Annotated in this window: 19 protein-coding genes; 11 read left to right on the plus strand and 8 right to left on the minus strand. The window is 68.5% G+C overall.

Annotation, left to right across the window (positions count from 1 at the left end; genetic code table 11):
* Positions 1–654 precede the first annotated feature (654 nt).
* The 8 genes from LCH29_RS42360 to LCH29_RS42395 all read right to left on the minus strand — a co-directional run bounded on the left by LCH29_RS42360 (position 655) and on the right by LCH29_RS42395 (position 6,849).
* Positions 655–3,150 carry a hypothetical protein gene (locus LCH29_RS42360; RefSeq protein ID WP_446467011.1) on the minus strand — a complete coding sequence of 832 codons (2,496 nt, stop codon included), beginning with the start codon at positions 3,148–3,150 and terminating at the stop codon, positions 655–657.
* Positions 3,151–3,259: 109 nt separating this feature from the next.
* Complete coding sequence (locus tag LCH29_RS42365) at positions 3,260–4,483, minus strand: hypothetical protein (RefSeq protein WP_446467012.1); 1,224 nt, start codon at positions 4,481–4,483, stop codon at positions 3,260–3,262.
* A 67-nt stretch (positions 4,484–4,550) separates the two neighbouring features.
* Positions 4,551–4,823: a hypothetical protein gene (locus tag LCH29_RS42370; protein ID WP_446467013.1), complete on the minus strand. Its 273-nt coding sequence runs from the start codon at positions 4,821–4,823 to the stop codon at positions 4,551–4,553.
* 136 nt (positions 4,824–4,959) lie between these two features.
* A complete protein-coding gene (locus tag LCH29_RS42375) occupies positions 4,960–5,286 on the minus strand; it encodes a hypothetical protein (protein WP_446467014.1) in 327 nt (108 codons plus the stop codon).
* Between the two features lie 5 nt (positions 5,287–5,291).
* The gene (locus LCH29_RS42380; RefSeq protein WP_446467015.1) at positions 5,292–5,492 is read right to left on the minus strand and encodes a hypothetical protein; all 201 of its coding nucleotides are present in this window, start codon (positions 5,490–5,492) and stop codon (positions 5,292–5,294) included.
* On the minus strand, positions 5,489–5,794 hold the full coding sequence (locus tag LCH29_RS42385; protein ID WP_446467016.1) for a hypothetical protein: 306 nt from the start codon (positions 5,792–5,794) through the stop codon (positions 5,489–5,491). The genes LCH29_RS42380 and LCH29_RS42385 overlap by 4 nt, the downstream gene beginning before the upstream one ends.
* Positions 5,795–5,796: 2 nt before the next feature.
* Entirely contained in the window at positions 5,797–6,009 is a 213-nt protein-coding gene (locus LCH29_RS42390) for a hypothetical protein (RefSeq protein WP_446467017.1), read from the minus strand.
* A 219-nt stretch (positions 6,010–6,228) separates the two neighbouring features.
* Positions 6,229–6,849, minus strand: a complete 621-nt coding sequence (locus LCH29_RS42395) for an RNA polymerase sigma factor (RefSeq protein ID WP_446467018.1) — start codon at positions 6,847–6,849, stop codon at positions 6,229–6,231.
* A gap of 259 nt (positions 6,850–7,108) precedes the next feature.
* Between LCH29_RS42395 and LCH29_RS42400 the strand changes: the two genes are divergently transcribed.
* From LCH29_RS42400 to LCH29_RS42450, 11 genes are all read left to right on the plus strand, one after another.
* Positions 7,109–7,849, plus strand: a complete 741-nt coding sequence (locus LCH29_RS42400; RefSeq protein ID WP_446467019.1) for a GntR family transcriptional regulator — start codon at positions 7,109–7,111, stop codon at positions 7,847–7,849.
* 74 nt (positions 7,850–7,923) lie between these two features.
* Positions 7,924–8,256: a hypothetical protein gene (locus tag LCH29_RS42405; RefSeq protein WP_446467020.1), complete on the plus strand. Its 333-nt coding sequence runs from the start codon at positions 7,924–7,926 to the stop codon at positions 8,254–8,256.
* Entirely contained in the window at positions 8,253–8,471 is a 219-nt protein-coding gene (locus LCH29_RS42410) for a hypothetical protein (protein ID WP_446467021.1), read from the plus strand. Before LCH29_RS42405 ends, LCH29_RS42410 begins: the two co-directional genes overlap by 4 nt.
* A gap of 215 nt (positions 8,472–8,686) precedes the next feature.
* Positions 8,687–12,355: a DUF927 domain-containing protein gene (locus LCH29_RS42415; RefSeq protein WP_446467022.1), complete on the plus strand. Its 3,669-nt coding sequence runs from the start codon at positions 8,687–8,689 to the stop codon at positions 12,353–12,355.
* Position 12,356: 1 nt separating this feature from the next.
* Positions 12,357–12,878, plus strand: coding sequence for a hypothetical protein (locus tag LCH29_RS42420; protein WP_446467023.1), 522 nt, complete (start codon positions 12,357–12,359; stop codon positions 12,876–12,878).
* A gap of 949 nt (positions 12,879–13,827) precedes the next feature.
* A complete protein-coding gene (locus tag LCH29_RS42425; RefSeq protein ID WP_446467024.1) occupies positions 13,828–14,160 on the plus strand; it encodes a hypothetical protein in 333 nt (110 codons plus the stop codon).
* A 159-nt stretch (positions 14,161–14,319) separates the two neighbouring features.
* Positions 14,320–15,096 carry a ParA family protein gene (locus LCH29_RS42430; protein ID WP_446467025.1) on the plus strand — a complete coding sequence of 259 codons (777 nt, stop codon included), beginning with the start codon at positions 14,320–14,322 and terminating at the stop codon, positions 15,094–15,096.
* Entirely contained in the window at positions 15,093–15,485 is a 393-nt protein-coding gene (locus LCH29_RS42435; protein WP_446467026.1) for a hypothetical protein, read from the plus strand. The genes LCH29_RS42430 and LCH29_RS42435 overlap by 4 nt, the downstream gene beginning before the upstream one ends.
* A gap of 181 nt (positions 15,486–15,666) precedes the next feature.
* Positions 15,667–16,152: a hypothetical protein gene (locus tag LCH29_RS42440; RefSeq protein ID WP_446467027.1), complete on the plus strand. Its 486-nt coding sequence runs from the start codon at positions 15,667–15,669 to the stop codon at positions 16,150–16,152.
* A gap of 70 nt (positions 16,153–16,222) precedes the next feature.
* On the plus strand, positions 16,223–16,678 hold the full coding sequence (locus LCH29_RS42445) for a hypothetical protein (RefSeq protein ID WP_446467028.1): 456 nt from the start codon (positions 16,223–16,225) through the stop codon (positions 16,676–16,678).
* A gap of 92 nt (positions 16,679–16,770) precedes the next feature.
* A complete protein-coding gene (locus tag LCH29_RS42450; RefSeq protein WP_446467029.1) occupies positions 16,771–17,199 on the plus strand; it encodes an NUDIX domain-containing protein in 429 nt (142 codons plus the stop codon).
* Positions 17,200–17,661: the final 462 nt, after the last annotated feature.

The raw sequence follows: 17,661 nt of genomic DNA on the forward strand, positions 1-17,661 counted from the left end.
CTCGATTCGCCCATCACGCGCACGGCCGAACAGTTCCAGTCCGCCCCAGGGCTCCCGGCGAACGCGGCCCAGCCGGGCATAAAGAATTGCGATGCAATTCTAATTTGGTTCCGAATTCCTCGCGCTTCGCGCTTCGGGGCTTTAGTGCACGGAATTCTGCCTGAATTCGGATCGCTTTATACTGTGAATCCAAATTCTTCGCGCTTCGCGCTCAGACGCCTTTACAGGTCAAATTGTGGCGGGTTTAGAATTTCCCGATTGAATTCCTTCAAGCGGCATTTCGCGCACGGATTAGGCCAATTCGTGTAATCGTCTTCGAGTTCGCCCCCGCAGTGCGGACATTTCCCGCAGTACGGATCTCCACACATTTCACCGCAGTTATCGCAAGGCTCTTCATCCGTCATTCTTGGCCCCTTTCTTGGACTTTATCGAATTGTTGAGCAAGGTACCAGAGAGACCCCGGACGCGCAAATAGGTGTCGCCCTTGGTTGACGTAACAGATCGCCAGAGTGAGGATGGATGAAAAAGCCCTGATCTCGGCCCGGAGGCGTGTGTCGCGCGTCCGGGCCGCGCGTATCTACTAGCGTGGGTACGCAAACGCCCCCGGGAGTCATATCCTCCCGGGGGCGTTCTTGCTGGTCAAAGACCAGGTGGTTACGCCTTCTTCTCCTGCTGCTCGTAGTAGGCGCGAATCTGGGTGACGGTGTAGAGCTCCTTTCCGGGCTCTCCGGTGCCCTTGGGGAAGTCGTCGCGGCGGCCGTTCTTGTGCTGGCGCATGGTGTCGTACTTCGGAACGCCGGGGGTGCCCTGGAGGCGTCGGGCAACCTCGGCCAGGGGCAGCAGGTCGGGGGGCGCGGTGGGGTCCTGCTCGGCCTCCTGGCCGTCCCGGCCGCCCTGGCCGGGGATGAGCCGCAGCCTGTCACGCGAGGCCGTCACATCGCCGTCTGAGGCTGTCACGTTGCCGCCCTCGTGTGACACTCGACCTGCGGTTTCGTCGCTGAGACCCCCCTCAGAGGCCCCGATCGGGCCACTGGGGGCAGTGTCACGTGACAGCAGGGCCGGGACGTGCCGCGGGGAGGGCGCCGGCGGGGCGGCGTAGAGCCCTGCGGAGTCCCACTTGTGGCGGTCCCGCAGCTTCAGGCAGTGCTGGCGAATTTGCTGTTCTGCTTTCTCGGCCCGCTCGTCCTTGGACAGTTCCGGGTCGTCCACGATGGCGTATGGGGACTGGAATCGGAATGCGACGCCGTTTTTCACGCCTACCAGTCGACCGGCTTTCCGCTCGGAGGGCGGCATGGCTACGTTGCTGCCGACGATGCGATCCCACTGCTTCTTGGCGTAGGCGCCCATAATCTTGACCGGGAAGAGCAGGCCAAGAGATACGCCGCTAAAATCGGTGTCCTTCAGGTCCTGGAATACGGCGACCACGTGAACATTGACCTGTCGCCCCTTACGGAGGATGGAAGCGACCGATTCCCAGATGGGATCTGCGTTCGGCTCGTTGCTATCTTTGATCTTCATCCAGACCGCTTTGAGGATTCCTGTCAGCTCGTTGGACTCCTCCATGTACACGAACAGCGGAGGGAAGTTCTTACGCTTCCCATCCAAGTATTCGTAGAAGCGCGCTTCGACGACTTCGGCCGCCCATTCCAGGGCACGCCGCATATCGCCACCCTGTCCGGGGTCGTCGTAGAGGTACACACCCTCAACGCCCTTCAAAAGACGCAGGGAGACCATTTTCGGATCAACGGCCAGGATGGTGCCGCGCCGCCGGATCACCTGCGTGGCGAGCATTTGCAGCAGCGCGGACTTCCCGCCGCCGGTACCAACGGATACCGCGATGTGCGCCTGCTCGCCCACCAAGGGGATCTCTACGATTTCGTCGTTCTCATCGATTCCGAACACGTACGTTTCCGGCTTGTCCTGCGCGGCGTCGATGGCCTCCTGGACGCGCTCGCCGAAGAGGTCCACCTTTTCCGGCGGCTCGGGGGCAGGCTCCGGGGGCTTGGGCGGCGGCTTGTGGGTGTAGGTCGCGGTGAAGTGCTCGCCGATGAAGGAGTACCGGCCGACCCACTCCCCCGGCAGACGGCTGTTGAGGAGCGCGCCGAGCTGTTCCTTCTCCAGGTCCGAGCCGCGGAAGGTCCAGGGCAGGCGGACGATGATCCGCGCGTCCGGGGCCGCGAGGGACGGGGGCAGGAGCAGCCAGTTCTCGCGCGGCTCCTCCTCCGGGAGTTTGAGGTCGTCGCGGAGGACGGCCCAGATCCGGGGCCCGTACACGGCGTCGTCGCCCGGCTCCTTGGGCTTCCACAGGAAGCCGATGGCGACCAGGGCGCCGGCCGCCAGGACGAGGGCGAGGATCGTCCAGCCTCGCCAGGCCGGGAGGTAGAGCCCGGCGACGACCGTCAGGCCGACGATGCGGGCCAGGGAGCGCGCTGCGTAGGGCCAGCGGTGCCAGACGGCCAGCGCGCGGCCGATGCCGCGCAGGACGGGCCAGGTGGCCGTGCAGATGGCGCGCAGCAGGCGCCAGGTCCACACCGTCACGGCGCTGGCGACGTCCAGCCCGCGGGCCCACCGGCCCTGGTAGTCGGCGATGAAGCGGCCGGCCTTGAGTGCCCACTCCTGCGGCTTGGGGGTGGGCTTCTTGACCAGGCTCACCCGGGCCGGGGCGAGGGCGACGGAGCCGAGCTGGGCGACGGGCATCGAGGTGGTGCCGGGGGCCGGGCGCGTGCCGGGGCGGAAGATGCTCGCGTCGGAACGGGGTTGGCCCCACAGCTCCCGGCCGCCCAGGACGCGCAGCACCCACCGCAGCACCTGCCAGAGGGCTTTGAACAGTCCGCCGACGAGCTGGCCGAGGATGCCGGGACGACCGCCGCGCATCGCGCGCGCCAAGGCGCGGTCACCGCTGCCGCGTCCGCCCCGCAGGAACGACCACAGCAGCGCGAGCACCCCGGCCGCTATCGCGTAGACCATCCACTTGGGCGTGGGCTGGTCGCCTTTCGAGGTGGTGTCAGCACCGGCTGCCAACAGGCTCGTTACCGCGCTGTGCGCGGTGATCGTTTCTGTGATGCTCTGCATGTCCCTCTCGGTCTCCGTGACAAGAGGGCGGCCGTCCGGCGGGTGCCCTGCCAGGCTCTGCCCGCCGGACGGCTCCACCCCCTGCCGCTGAGTGATCAGCGATCACCCAGCAGTGTCACTCTTGTGGCTGACAACGAGCGCGCGGTTTACGCCCGATGCGCCGAGGCGCATCGGGCGTAGCCGCAGGTCAGGGGTAGAAGCCGGGGTGCTCCGTCTTGTTGGTGACGGGCTGCTTGGCGGCCCGGACGTACCGCCGGACGGTCTCCCCGAAGACCGGGTCATCGGGCTTGCGGTCGAACCGGTCGGCCAGCGCGCGGATGATGTGATCGGCGTCCGTCCGGCCGCGCTTCACCAGGCGCGAGACCTCGGCCGCCAGCGACGGACGCGGCTCGGCCTCCTCCTTGCGGATGTCCGGGCGGATGGCCTCCCCCGTGTCCGGGCTGCTGGCCTGGGCGGATACGACGTCCGGGCGGATATCCGCCCCGCGTCCGGGCGCATCCGGACCGGCATCCGTGGCCTCACGGCGTCGTGACGTCACGGCGTCACGCTCACGCTTCCGGATGTCCATCGCACGGCTGTAGATCTCGTTCGTCGTCCACCCGTCCTCGTGCGCGGCCTCGATCGCGAGGGTGGCCTCCTCCTGGGGGATCTGGCCGGTGGCGTCGTCCAGGACCGCGCGGACCGCACGGCGCAGGGTGAGTTCGTCCCGGGCGGCGGCGTCGTCCTGGACGTCGGCGTCCAGGACCGGGAACGGCTCGGCGGCCGGGGCCGGGGTGAGGGCGGCGTACTGGTTGCGGATGCGCTCGGCGGCCAGGAGCTCCAGGGCGGCGTACGCCTCGGCGCGGGCGGACTGTCGGCGGACCTGGGCGAGGGCCATCTTGGCGTTGGCCTCGCTGGTCTCCTGGGCCACCCACTCCTGGTGGTCCTCGCTCAGGTCCTTGTTGATGAACGTCATGATGCTGAGCCAGAGCACCTTGGCGAACAGGGAGACGGCGGCGCCGACCACGCCCAGGGCGACCGATCCGGAGAGCATGCCTTCCCAGAAGATCGCGCCCATGGTGGCCAGCAGGAGGCCCCAGCCGAGCCACTTGTTGCGCTGGCGCTTCTTGGCGTCGAAGCGGCCCAGGTACTCCAGCAGGACGTTGACGATCCATGCGGCGTCGAACACGGAGGCGGCGAAGTAGCCCATGCCGCCGTGGAGGAGGGCGCCGATGCTGTAGGTGGACCAGGCGACGGCGACGGCCGTCAGGAGCATGACGACGGTCGTCGCGGCCCGCACGGCGACCTGGTCCCAGTCCCGGGGGAGCTTGGGGACCTGGACGGGGACCTTCTTCATGCGGGTGTGGCTCTTGCCGTCGATGGTGGTGGTGACCGGCTGTTCCCGGTACTCGGTGAGGGTCTTGAGCTTCACTTCTTCGGGTCCTTTCACAGGTGGTGGCGTCGTGGCGTCATGAGTCCGCGACGCCACCAGAAGTCAGTCAGCAGGAGCCGGGGCGGGTCTCGATCGCGGTGGGCGCGTCCGCGCTGGCGTCTTCGGGGACGTCCTCGAACAGAGCGAACAGGGACGACAGGTGGGTGATGCTGTGGCCGCGGGCCACCAGAGCGGCGGCGAGGTACTCGGCCGCCTCGGTCGGGGTGATCCGCACCTGGTAGCGGCCAAAGGCGAGGGTGGCCACCTGGTCGGGGGTGATCTGCTCGACCGGAGCGGTTGCCGGAGTCCACTCGGCCTTCTTCACCAGACTGGTCGCCACATTCATCAGGCGCCTGTGCCGACGTGCCTCAACGAACTTGGTCTTCACGGTTGATCAGGTCCTTTCGGAACGTGGTGGCGTCGTGGACTCGTGGATTCGTGGGCTCACGACGCCACCACGGGAAGCGGGCAGGGGGTTACTGCTGCGGGGTGCTGCTGGACTCTTCCGGCGTGCGGGGGTCGGGCCACCCGGCCCAGTCCGCGACGGCGTGAGCGGCCTCGGAGCACGCATCGGCGAACGGCCGGCGCCCGCTCGACCGGCGGCCCGACCACGCCAGGGCCGCGCCCAGTCCGGCGGCGCACATCATCGGCATGGAGGCCAGCACGGCGGTGTTGAAGCTCATCCCGGCGTCCTGGAGCGCGTCCGTGGCCGGGAGCCCGACCACGAGCATCGCCACCAGGAGCACGACCACCGTGGACTGGGCCAGGACCCACACCAGGGGGACCGCGATCAGGTTCCGCATCCCCGTCACCGCCCGGTCTTCTGGATCTCGTGGGAGTGGACGAGGACCGGGCCGATCAGCAGACCGATCCCGGCGACCGTCCACCGGCCGCCCGTGAGCGGGCCCGGCGGGACCTCGTCGAGAATCCGGCCCGTGTGGCCGACCGCACGGGGGTCGTCCTCGCAGGAGGTGATCAGCACCTTGTCGCCAGCCGCGAACACGGTCACCACCGGCCCTTCTTGGCGACCTTCGCCGCGGCGGCCTCGGCCACCTCGGCCGCCAGCTGCTCCTTGGCGGCGCGGACCTCGGCGGCGAACCGGGACTCGGCCCCCGCCCAGATCACCTTGATGCCGTCCTCGGCGAATCGGGAGGTCTTCAGCCGCGTGCCCTTGGCGAGGATGACCGCCCCGTGAGCGGCCAGCCGCGCCTGCTCCCCGGCCGTCAGGGGCCAGGTCTCGCGGCGCTGGACGGCCTCCAGCTTGGCCTGTGCGGTGGTGATGGTGCGGTTCAAGCGGCGGGTGTTCGCCATGGTCAGCCCCTCCTCGGGTAGGTGTGACCGGCGGGCGGGTACGGGCCGTCGGAGCAGGCCGGGCCACAGGCCAGCCCCTCCAGCAGCACGTCCTCGAACGGGGTCAGCGACTGGTTCGGGTCTCCGGCCTCGGCGGCCTGGTCCAGCGCGTCCAGGAGGCGGCCGGTCCGGGCCTGGTCCTGGGCCGGGGTCTCCGGGCGACGGAAGATGGCCACGCCGATCACCCGTTCTTCCCGGACTTGTTGCCGGACGAGTTGGTGTTGCGCTCCTTGAGCTGCCGCTCCATCTCCGCGCGTTCGGCGTCGGTCATCAGTGCCCCCGTCCGTGGCACGTGGAGCAGGGCGTCCAGACCGTGACGGTCTTGCCGTCCGACGTGGTGCTGGAGGACGAGCCGCCCGATCCTCCGCAGGAGCCGCACGCGGGTCCCTGGTAGCTCACGCGACCACCCCGGCCATCGCGGCGAGCGCGCGGGAGTGCGGGCGGGCGGGCTGCGGCTCGGGCTGGCGGCCGTCGCGCTCGTGCGGCGTGGGCCGCATCGGCAACGAGGGCTTGGTCTCCGACACCGCACGGAGCCTGCGGGCACCGGCATGGATGCTCGTGCACACGTGCTGCTGCTTCCGGCCCAGACGGCGAGCGATCGCCCGTTGGGACACTCCCTGAGCGGCGAGCTTGACCGCCGCAGCCTGAGTCGCGGTCAGCTCCGCCAGGGCGTACAGGTCCACATCGGCCGGCGGGGCAGCCGGGAGCTCCCGGACGGCAACGGCGTCGGACCAGTCCTTGGGCTGCTCGCTGGCACGCTTGGGCCGGTAGTGGTGCACGGCCGCGCGGAAGGTGATGGTGCGCAGCCATCCGAACGCGTGGGCGTCGTCGGCGCGGAGCTGGTGGATGTCGGCCACCACCCGGCACCAGGTCTCACCCGCGATGTCGTGGGCGTCCTCGGGACGCTTGGCCTGGGTCAGCGCGAAGGCCAGGACCCGGCCGGAGTAGAGGCGGAACAGCCGGTCAAGACGTTCCGCAGAAGCAGCCGACAACGGCTGAACGTCGATACGATCCACGAAGGATCGCTCCCTTCTGGTTACGCAGTCGGGTTCGGTCTCAGGCCCTGGTCAGTGCTGAACCCACTGGCCAGGGCCGTTTCCGTTTCAGGCATGGATGTGCCGTTGCACTTCGTGCGGTCGCCCTCACTCAGTGCTTCTTACGGGGAAAACCATCCCCCGCTGTTCCGGAACTGTCAAGCTGTTCCGGAACAAGGTATGGTCGACTCGTACACCCCACGAGCTACCGAAGATGACCAGAGGAAGAGGGGGATCACCCATGTCCAAGGTGCCGAAGTGGCGGGAGCTCGCCGACGAGCTCGCCCGGAAGATTGCCGAGGGCGAATATGCGCCCGGGTCTCAGCTCCCCCAGGTCCGAGAGCTGGTGAGGGAAGGCCGGGGGTCGATCACGACCGTCCATCGCGCTCTACAAACGCTGGAAGCCGAGGGCCTGGTCCGCAGCGCTCGCGGGCGCGGGACCACAGTCCTGGACCCCGCAAACGCTGCGGCTGGCCCTCTCCTCACTGGGGCCGCGCGACTTGATCGCCTCCGCCGAACCGGCCGTCCCCTCGCGCCGGGGGAGGACTACACCAACTCCCGTGCATTGCTTCGCTCCTGCGCCGACCAGGAGGTCGCCGAGCTCCTGGGCATTGAGCTGTACAACGAGATCGTGATCCGCAGCCGCTCGTTCGTCCGGGGCGGCACCATCAACGCTCTCGCGCTGAACTACATCCACATGCGCGCGCTGATCGACCTACCCGAGTTGCTGGACACTGCGCCCATGCCAAAGTTCCGCCACATCCTGTACGCGGAGCGGACTGGTAGGACGGTCACCGCTGGCCCCCAAATGGTGGTCTCCCGTCCCATCTCCAAGAACGAGTTGAACGAGTTCGGCATCAACGTCCCGGAAGACCTCCCCGTGTCGGTCGCGGTGCTCCGCACGCTCTACAGCGACGAACAGGGCCCCCTGGAACTCTGGGACGACATCCTCCGCCCCGGCAAATGGCACCCCACCGGGTGACGTCGTGAGCGCCAACCACCGGCGACTGACCCACACGGCACACTGGACCGACTACCAAGACGAGGGAACGCCTGATGCCTGAGGAACCGATCTACGAGAGCGCCGCTGAGGAGCAGCTTGCCCGGCGGGTCGCCGCGCTGGAGCGGCTGGCTGAGACCAGGGACATCCTGGACCGCACCGAGGCTCTGGCGGCACGGCAACGGCAGCAGGTCGAGCAGTCCCGGACGGACCTGCTGGAGAAACTGTCCCGGGTGCAGGACGAACACACCGCAACTCTGACGAGCCACACCGAGTCGTTGGCCATGCACGGCCAAGTGCTGGCCGAGCACACCGCGACGCTCGCCGAGCATGGCGCAATGCTGACCGAGATCCTGAGCATCCTGCGCGGCAAAGACCCGAGCCGGTGACCGGTCGCGCGCGCGTCGGCTGGCAGGTGGCTGCCGCCGCTTGGGCGGTACTGATCGTCGCCATGGCCGGTCAGGCCACAGGATCGGCTAGCCGGTACCCGTGGTGGACGAACACGATGGTCTACACCGCAACGGCCCTGATGGGCGCGGTCGGCGCCGATCGGGTGATTGCCTGGCGTGCTGACCGTTCCAACCGCTCACGCGATGAGGCGTAACCTCGTCGCCACCCAGAACTAAAGATCAGAACACCGAGAGCCCCCATCCCGGGGGTTTGTACCCACAAGCGCCAACTTGCGGGACCCGGTAGGGGGCTCTCGGTGACCAACCAAGGTCTTGCTGCCGAGTGTAAGGCAGCGGTGAGGAGATTTCTCCTCCCCCTCCACGGTGTGCTAGCACAATCACACTCGGTGGCAGGGCCGGAAAGGCACACGTGGCCCAGAAGGCACAACAGGAGCAGGCGTCAGAGCCCGACGTCCCACCGCAGCGGCGGCGCCGCCCGGTCTCCAACCTCGAACGCGGCGGCACCCCGGCCGGATGCCGCCCGATCGCAGGCATGAAAAAGGGCTGGTACTACAACGAGAACGACCGCACGATCCTCCACCGGCAGAACCCCGAGGACACTCCGCTGGTGATCGGGCAGGTACCGAAGATCACCGCACAGATCGTGCACCTCACCGATGACGGCGAGGACATCCGTACCGAGTACCTGGCCCTCGGGAAGCGGCAACGGCGGGGGCGCATCCTCACCGAGGACGAGCTGGACCGTGGCACGTGGGCCGCGAAGATGGGCATGCGCCGGCCGACCGGCAGCGACGAGCGGCACGCATTCGCCCGGCTGATCCGCGAGGAAGGCGACGCGGCCCCGGTCACCTCGGCCCGGACGTACTACGACGACAACGGGGACCTGGTCTTCCCGGCCGCCGACGCCCAGACCCTCGGCTACCGCGTACTGCGGGGCGAGGAGAAGGCCGCGCGCGACGCATGGGACGAGATCGGCGCATGGATGACCATGGACGGTAAGTCCGCTCTGGTCGCGGGCGGCTACTTCGCCGGACCGGTCCTGGACACCCTCGACATGCTCGCCCACATGATCTCGGTCCACGGACCCGGGCAGCAGGGGAAGTCAACGATCCTGGTCGTCTGCGCCGCCTGCTACGGAGACATCAAACCGAAGCGCCAGTCGCTCTGGATGACGTGGAACGCCTCGAAGCAGGGCATCACCCAGAACCTCCGGTTGCGCGGGTACCTGCCGCTCGCCCTGGACGAGCACAGCTCCAGCGGCCGAACCATCAAGGAGTCCTCCCGCGAGATCTCGCAGATGGTCGCGGGCGCGATCCGCGCCATGGGCACAGCAGACGGCTCGCCCCGGGAATCGGACGGGTTCTGGCACTCCGTCGTCCTCTCCAGCTCCAACGAGCCCCTGAAGCACGAGGGCCAGACGGAAGACCTCGCCTCGCGGCTCCAGGAGTTCAAGGCCCCGTTCTTCCCCAACCGCATGGTCGACGCCGAAGGCGCACCGACAGAGCCGGGGCACAAGGGCGCTGAGCACATCAGCAAGCGGTTGAAGAGGCTCGCGAAGGATCACGGCGGCTGGCCCGTGGAATGGGCGGTACGGCTCGGCATGTACCGGGCCGAGAACCTGGCCCAGCTCCGCAAGCTCCACCTGGAGCTGTGCGCGAAGTACCGGCCCGCACAGGGCGGCGTCGCAGCGACGATCGCCGAGCTGCACATGGCGTGGGTCGTCGGCGCCCACATGCTCGGACAGGCCATCGGCATTCCTGGCTTGGGGGCGGTCGCGGAGACCGAAGCCGCCGCGCGGCTGGCCGAAGCCATCGAGATCAGCGCCGAGGCCAACATCCCCGACTCCGAGCGGCTGTGGAACGCGCTGGACTCGCTCCGCATCGAGGCGTCGGCGTTCCCTGAGATCGACAAGTTGCCGTCCGTCGCAGAGGAAGGGTTCCGGCGCCTGCGTGGGTTCACCGACTCGGAGAACAGCGAGTGGTGGGTGATCAATCCCGTTGTGCAGGAGGCAGCCGCGCAGGCCGGGATCGACAACGTGTCCGCCGCGCTGCGGCACCTGGACGAACTGAACGTGCACATCCGGGGCACCGGCAAGAACGCTCAGCGGAAGTTGCCCAAGTCGATCCGGGGCGCAGGTCTGGGTGAGCGAATGCACTGCTTCAACACCCTCAAGGCCGCTGAACTCTTCTCCCCCGACGACGAGCCGGAAGACGGTCCCCGAGACGAGTTCCCGGGCGGGGCGACCCCCGGGGGCGACCCCGGGGCGACCGGGGTCGCCCCGGAAAATGAGGCTCTGACCAGCAGCGGGGCGACCGGGGCGACCGGGGCGACCCTTGAGCTCTTCGACTTCTCTAAGGGAAGTGACACCACCTCCGAGACCGTCCCCGGAACGGTCGAGGCTGACGAGGCCACGGCGTCACGGGCTCATGACGTCACCACGGCCGGTGTGGTGGTGCCTCCGATGCCGACCGCCCCGCCGGCCGTGCCGTACCCCAAGCCGGTGGCCGCCGTGACGCACCAGGCGTTCGCCGACTTGGTGGCGAAGGCCACCGGGCGGACCGCGTCCGCGCTGCGGTTCGGGGTGCTGGGCTCCGACGAGGCCGGGCAGGGCTGGCTGTACCTGCCCAACCACGAACGGGTACGCGTACCGCTGCCCGGACGGGTGGACGACGTCCCCGAGCTCCTGGCGGCGTACGGGCTCAAGACGCTGTGGGCGCACGAGACGGCCGCGCTCGCCATGGGCCTGCCGACGTACGAGGAGCGGGTCGGGGAGGATCTGGCAGCGTACAAGGGTGCCCAGGCGCCGACGCCGCACCCGTGGGCGACTCCGGCCTCCGACAGCGGCCTGGTGGTCCACGGGGACGGGCTCTCGGCCTGGATGACGCTGAAGACCGACGGCGGCCGGGGTCAGCGGCTGTCGGTCGCGCTGCCGCTGTACGAGGACCGGTTCGACCGGGCCGACGAGCCCGCCCGGGGAGGCTGGGGCGCGGCCCCCACGCCCGAGACCCTGCTCGACGCGCTGATGGTCTACCTGGTCGGCACCGTCCACGGTCCCGCCGACCGGCCCCAGGTGATCCCGTACTACCTGTCGCCCAACACCACCGCCAAGGACTACGCGGACATCGGCCGTGAGCACGCCGTCTCGCCGGTGATCCGGTCCCTGGCCCAGGAGACCGAAGCCGCGGCCGGGCCGGTTCCTCCGGTCCGGGCGGGCATCAAGCCGCTGATCGATATGCAGTGGACGCGTCCGGCCGAGGACATCACCGAGGACGAGCGGGCGGCCACCTGGCTGCACCAGTTCGACAAGAACGCCGCCTGGCTCGGCGCGTTCGGCGCTGCTGCCCTGGGCCTGGGCGATCCGACCCACCACCCCGACGGGCGGGCCTTCGACCCGAAGAAGGCCGGGTACTGGCGCGTGGCGGACATCCCCGGCCACGGCCTGGAAGGGCTGCCGCCGCTGCGGATCTACCCGGCTGATGAAGGCGGCTACTGGCTGCGTACCCCGGGGCTGGCCCTGGTCCGCGAGCTCTACCCCGACTGGGAGCCGCAGATCGTCCAGGCATGGGTGTGGGAGTCCAGCGGGCGGGCGCTGTACGGGATGTACGACCGCATCCGCGTCCTGCGGGAACGGATCGCCGTCGCTGCCGCTGCCGGGCACCCTGGCGCCCGGTATGCCAAGCAGGTCTCCGGCGCGCTGTACCAGTCCTTCCGCGGCTACCTCGGGCGCATTGAGCCCAAGCGGGACCATGCAACCGGCGCCGTGTACGAGGGCGACATCTACTGGCGGCCGGACTGGGCCCAGACCATCTTGGACCTGGCCGCCGCCAACACCTACCGGAACCTGCTCAAGTTCGCCGCTGAGGGGCGGCTGCCGCTGAGTCTGCGGGTCGACGCCGCCACGTACACCAGCGACCACGCCGACCCCGCCGACGCCAAGCCCGCCGCCATGGAGTTCGGCACCAAGGGCCATCAGTGGAAGCCCGAACAGCGAGTGCCGATGGCCGACCTGCTGCCGCTGCTGGATGCCGGCAAGAAGATGTCGGCCGCCCTGAAGATCTGGGAAGAGGGGGAGCGCTGACATGGGACTGTTCGATCGGCTCTTCGGCCGCAAACGCGGCGAGCAGCCCCCGGAGGAGGTGCCGCCGCCGGAGGTCCCGGCAGCCGAGGCACCGGCACCTGAGCCCGCGGAGGCGGCCGAGGAGAAGCGCGGGTTCTTCAGTCGCCTCTTCGGCCGGAAGAAGAAGGAGGCCCCGCCCGCTGAAGAGGCCGAGGCGCCGCCCCCGCAGGAGGCGCCACCTGCTCCTCCGGCGGAAGGGCCACCGGCCGGTGAGGGTCCCCCTGAAGAGCCGCCGCCGAAGGACTACTCCGGCGCCCCGGGCTCGTTGCGGGTCCGGATTCCCGGCGTCTGGAAGGTCTCCCGCCGGGTCTGGGTCGGGGTGGTCGACGGCACGCTGACCGGCGGCCAGGTCGTCGAGTTCCTCAAGGCCATCGATGAGGGCCGGGAAACCGACGCGGTGCAGATGGTCTGCGACGCCTACGGGGACGACTTCGGCGCCCTGGTGGACCTGGAAGAGTCCACCTGGGACGGCCTCGTCTACTGAGCGAACGGGCCCGCATCCTTTGAGGTGCGGGCCCGTTCCCGTCTTCTTCGTGACGTCATGAGCCCATGGCCTCACAAGCTCACCACTCGTAGATGAGGGAGCCGAGGGCAGGGTCGGGCTCGTGCTCCTGGAGCACGACGACGACCAGGAGCACCTGGAGGGTGCCCGGCGCCCTGCCCCGACACCTCCGACTCTGTCTCCGGCTATCGCGGAGAAGAGGTGTCGGCGAGCCTCGCAGAGTTTCCCGCAGGGTCTGACCTGGTGAAACGACCGCACCCCGGAAATGGGGGCTCACACCTTCGGTAGTACCTCCGGTGCAACCTCCGGTCCCCCTGCTCAGCCAACGGCGTATGCAACCATCCGTGCAACACGCCCAGACCCCCAGTCCCCCAGGCACCCGATGCGCACCCGCCCACCTGGGGAAAGGGCCACCCAGTCCCCCAGATCCCCCAGAGAGTCCGATCCGCTGCACGGTATCTGTGTCACCATCCCGTTCACTATCTGGTGCACTATCTGACTCGGTATCTGGTGCACCCTCTCTCGGCTCGTCTCGGCATTGCTGCACCTCACACCCTGTTTTCGCCAGTGACCATGGTCAGACTTCCCTCCTACTCCCGTCCGCTGCCGTGATGATGGGTGGCGGAGTGCGGGCCGGGAGCAGTCGGGCGGGCCCGCGCGGGAGCTCCCGGCCGCTGCGGCCGGGTACGTCTTCGACTCGTGCCGTACGTCATCTCGGTGACGTACGGCGGGGTAGAGGGTCCTCGGACCGTTTTCGGGCCCGGGGTGGGGGGGTTCGAAAACGATGCGTCCGATGCGTCAGCCCAGGTCCGATGCGTCGTCCGATGCGTCCTGGCGCTGCCGCGTCGCCGCGATGGCCAGCCACCTGGTGCCGGGTCTCACCGCGACGCGGACGCATCGCTGCCGGGGAAAGGCTCTACGCTGCCGCGTCATGGACGAATACGCATACGCCGCGCAGGGACCTCCCGCGTACGACGTCGCCGAGCTGCTGCGCGACGCCCTCGGGTGGGCCAAGGAGTCCCGTATCAGGTCGGGGGCAACCCCGTTCCAGGCCCAGATCGTGCACGACACCCAAGGCGTGTGGCTCGGGGTCACCGGCGGCGCCACGGTTCAGCTCTACGGGGGCCTGGTCGAGTACGGGGCCCCTCGCCCGTACCGGGATGCGATCCGCGGCACGGAGTCGGGCGAGCTGAGCCCGTACGACGGCAAGGCCCTCCTCGAGGCTGCACGCGCCGTACTCGACCGGGTTGCCCAGTCGCGCTGAGCTTGTCGCGTCGGCGCCTGTCGCGTGCTGTGACCTGGGCGGGCAACCCGTTGCCCCGGGGGTGGACTGTGCGCGACAGCTCAGCGCGACACCTGATCTAGTGACGTCACGACGCCATGCCGTCGTGGCTGCACTCAAGACCCTCTACGCTGCGGCGTCATGGATATCTACGCCATGACGAACCAGAAGGGTGGTGTGGGCAAGACCGCCAACACCATCAACCTGGGGGCGGCGCTCGCCGAGTACGGGCGCCGCGTACTGATGGTCGACTGGGACCCCCAGGGCCACATGACCGAAGCCTGCGGCATCCCCGAGTCGCCTGACGAGCGCACCATGAAGGGCTGGGTGCTGGGGGAGTGGAGGGGCGACCCGCACCAGCTCGTGGTCGAGTACCGCGAGCGGCTGCACGTGCTGCCGACGAACCTGGACATGTTCCTGCTCGACAAGGGCCTGTACCAGGTGAACAACCGCGAGATGCGGCTGGCGAAACTGCTGGCCCAGTTCGAGGACGAGTACGACGCCTGCGTCATCGACTGCCCGCCCTCGCTCGGAATCGGCACCGAGTGTGCCCTGATGGCTGCCCGGCAGCAGAAGGGCCGGCGGTCGGGTCTCGTCGTGCCCGTCGAAGCTGAGGACTCCAGCATCCGGGCGCTACGGCTGCTGCTGCGGCAGATCGCCATCCTGTGCGACGCCATGGACTCCCGGATCGACATCCTCGGCCTGGTCCCCTCGCGCTTCGACATGCGGGACGGGGAGGTGGTCACCTCGATGCTCGACGCCTTCCGGGGGCTGGGTGAACCTCCCGTTATCGCCGAGATCAAGAAGCGGACCGACATCCGCAAGGCGTGGCGGGCGAAGGTCCCGGTGCTGGAGTACGACCCGAAGTGCGAGGCGTCCGAGTGGTACCGCGAGCTGGCGAAGGTGGTAGCCGCGTGACCGCACGGCACCCGACTCCGCCCCCGGACATGAGCGGACTGAACAACGACTGGAAGCGCCTCCAGGACCTGCGCAAGGACCAGCCGACCGCGAACGGCTACGAGGACCAGGACGGCGACGACGCCCAGGAGGAGTTGAAGCCTCGGCGGGCTCCCCGGCCGGGACGGAGCCGCGGGGGGCGCCGGCCTCCTCCAGCCGCTGCCGACGCCGTGCCCACCACCGTGCGGTTCGACCCCGAGGAGGCATCCGAAGTCGACTTCTTCATCTTGGAGCTCCGCGAGGATGCCCGGCGCCGGACCCTCGACAAGGCCGAGGTGATCCGGGAACTTCTGCGGCTGGCTCGGGAGCATGAGCCGACGAAACGAGCGTTGATGCGAAGGCTCAGGTAAGTAGCAGGAAGCAGCAGGTGGGGTCGGTAGCCATGAGGTGCTACCGGCCCCACCTGCTGTTCAGACGCCTTTGTGACGTCACGAGGCCATGAGTCCATGACTTCATGAAACCCCCTTGACCCCCTGTACGGACTTCCGTACAGTCATGTCTGTACGAAGTTCCGTACAGGGGAGGGAAATCGTGATCACCACCATCGTCGCCGTCGTCGGCACCCTGCTTGGCGCCGTCGTATCCGGCGTCTTCACCCAGCTCACCGCACGACGGAGCGAGAAGGTCGACCGCGCCGAACGGCGCCGGACCGAGCTGCTGGAGACCATGCGGGCCCTGTCCGCGGCCGTCTCCGCCCACCGCAAAGCCATGTACAAGCGAGGGGAAGCCCGGCTCAGGGGCGCCTCGGCGGAGCGTATCGAGCAGCTCCGCGACAAGTCGCACGACACCCGGGACGCCGTCCAGGAGCCGCTGGCCACCATCCGCCTCCTGGTCCAGGACGCCGCTGTCCTCGCCGCGACCGACGAGATGATCACCGCCACATTCGGGATGCGGCGCGCTGACGGCACCACCGACGCAAACCTCACCCAGGAGGGATTGACCACCGCCCGGCAGAAGGCAGCCGACGCTCACGACCACTTCGTCGCCGTCGCCGCCGCCCACCTCCGCACCGTCTGACCACCCACCAACCCGCATTGACCACGCGGTTGACCACACCAGGTTGACCACCAGGAAGGGAGATTCACCCATGGATTCCATGGAACTGGCCTCGATCCAACTCGCTGAAGGCGAAGACGCTCGCTTCGGCGGTGTCGACATCACGATCAGCCTGACTCGCGATCAGGCCGCAGCCATCCCGGACGTAGGTCTCATGGCCGACGCCTTCCGCGCAGCACTCGACGCACTCGCGACGCTGCGTCTGGGCTACGTAGACCAGAGCCCGTACACCCCGGACCAGCCGCACGGCGACGCCGACGCCGACTACTGGCGGTCCGCCATCTGGGCCCTGGACCGGCGCCTCCTGTCCCAGTTGACGGGCATCCGAGACGCCGCCGTGCGCGCCCACATCGACAACGGCGGGACCGTCGCCGAGACCGCCCGCGCCATGGACGTCGCCCGCAGCACCGCGCAGTACCGGCGCGAAACCCTCCAGGCCGCCGCACCCAGCACCTGGGAGACCTGGGCTACCACTCCGCAGCACTGACCCGGCACCGCCCCGGGGCGGCCGTCCACTGCCAGGCGCACGGCCGCCCCCTCACTCCCAGACCCATCACGAGACCAGGAGAGACCTCCATCATGAGCGAGACCGAGACGTTCGAGACCATCCGCTACACCGCCGACGTCGTCATCATCGACACCGACAGGAACGTGCTGCTGATCGAGCGCGGCTGGGACCCCTTCGAGGGGCACTGGGCCCTGGCCGGCGGGCATGTCGATCCCGGCGAGACCAGCCGTGCCGCCGCCGCCCGCGAGCTGGAGGAGGAAACCGGTGTGCGTGTGCTCGCCGAGGATCTGCGTCAGGTCGGTGTCTGGGACGCCCCCGGCCGCGACCCGCGCGGCCGGTACGTGACGGTGGCGTACCTCGCGGTCGTCCCCGCCGGAACTCCGGCCGTCGCCGGAGACGACGCCCGTACCGTCAGTTGGTGGCCGCTGGACGCCCTGCCCTCACGCCTCGCGTTCGACCACTCCGAGGTCCTGGCCGCCGCAATCACCGCCGCCGCCTGATTCACCAATTCCTCTCCGGAATTTACCCGCCATCCACTAGGGTGGCGGGTAAATTCGCACGCCACAACAAGCACCCTCAGTGAGGTTACCGGCGGCAACAGGCCCTGAACTGCGGAAATAAGACGGAGCCGACAGCCCAAATGATCACCTTTGGTAATCGAGCCGAATCGCACGCAGGCTCGAATTCCACCCTGTTCAAGATCAAATCGGAAGGAATTCCCCATTTTCCAAGAATGCAATTCCTCCGGAATTACCGCAATCGGTCGAATTCAATTTCTCGAATTTCGGCGGCAAACGGCTTTCGCGCCGAAGAGAAATCAAGCGCTCCGCGCTTTCTCATTCGGTCTGCGACCGAATCGAATTCTCCGCTCCGCTACGAATTCGGCGGGCCCGGAATTCGCTTCGCGAATTGAATCCGGCCCAATATCCGGCGCTCCGCGCCGGAATAGGCCCGGCTGGGCC

This window comes from Streptomyces sp. BRA346, assembly GCF_052851135.1.

Bases quoted from the DNA above. Each gene is read 5' to 3' on its own strand.
- LCH29_RS42450 (WP_446467029.1), top strand. From the start codon at position 16,771: ATGAGCGAGACCGAGACGTTCGAGACCATCCGCTACACCGCCGACGTC.
- LCH29_RS42375 (WP_446467014.1), bottom strand. From the start codon at position 5,286: ATGCGGAACCTGATCGCGGTCCCCCTGGTGTGGGTCCTGGCCCAGTCC.
- LCH29_RS42400 (WP_446467019.1), top strand. From the start codon at position 7,109: ATGTCCAAGGTGCCGAAGTGGCGGGAGCTCGCCGACGAGCTCGCCCGG.
- LCH29_RS42425 (WP_446467024.1), top strand. From the start codon at position 13,828: ATGGACGAATACGCATACGCCGCGCAGGGACCTCCCGCGTACGACGTC.
- LCH29_RS42445 (WP_446467028.1), top strand. From the start codon at position 16,223: ATGGATTCCATGGAACTGGCCTCGATCCAACTCGCTGAAGGCGAAGAC.
- LCH29_RS42430 (WP_446467025.1), top strand. From the start codon at position 14,320: ATGGATATCTACGCCATGACGAACCAGAAGGGTGGTGTGGGCAAGACC.
- LCH29_RS42385 (WP_446467016.1), bottom strand. From the start codon at position 5,794: ATGGCGAACACCCGCCGCTTGAACCGCACCATCACCACCGCACAGGCC.
- LCH29_RS42420 (WP_446467023.1), top strand. From the start codon at position 12,357: ATGGGACTGTTCGATCGGCTCTTCGGCCGCAAACGCGGCGAGCAGCCC.
- LCH29_RS42405 (WP_446467020.1), top strand. From the start codon at position 7,924: ATGCCTGAGGAACCGATCTACGAGAGCGCCGCTGAGGAGCAGCTTGCC.